Here is a 605-nt window from a genome sequence, read left to right on the forward strand (position 1 = left end):
GTACGAGCTCGAACAGCGGGCCGGCCTGGGTGGCATGTCGGAGGTCTGGCGGGCGCACGACCGTGTGCTGGACCGGACCGTCGCGGTGAAGCTGATCTCGCCCCGGCTCGACGGCGAGGCCGGCTCGGTGGAGCGGATCCGGGCCGAGGCGCGCTCGGCGGCTCGCCTGGTGCACCCGAACGTCGCCAGCGTGCACGACTTCGGCACCGCCACGCTGCCCGACGGCCGGCCGGCGCCGTACATCGTGATGGAGCTGGCCGAGGGCGAGACGCTCGCCGCGCACCTGCGCGCGGGGCCGCTGGACTGGCGGATCGCGGCGCGGGTCTGCGCCGAGGTGTGCGCCGCGCTCGCGGCCGCGCACGCGCACGGCATCGTGCACCGGGACGTGAAGCCCGCGAACGTGATCCTCACCCCGTGCGGGGTGAAGGTGCTCGACTTCGGCATCGCCACCCCGGCCGGCGCGCCGGACCACACTCCGGACGGCGTGGTGGTGGGCACCCCCGCCTATCTGGCGCCGGAGCAGCTCGACCGGCAGCCCGCCACCCCGGCCGCCGACATGTACGCCCTCGGCGTGCTGCTCTACTACTGCCTCACCGGTCACCTGC

Annotated in this window: 1 protein-coding gene; it reads left to right on the top strand. The window is 75.2% G+C overall.

What is annotated here, in order from left to right; all coding sequences use genetic code 11:
* Positions 1–605 (top strand): serine/threonine-protein kinase (locus tag KBX39_RS32560; protein WP_210874264.1); only part of this gene is annotated, 605 nt, incomplete at both ends.

Origin of the sequence: Micromonospora sp. D75, assembly GCF_018070405.1 — a bacterium.
GTDB lineage: Bacteria > Actinomycetota > Actinomycetes > Mycobacteriales > Micromonosporaceae > Micromonospora > Micromonospora chalcea.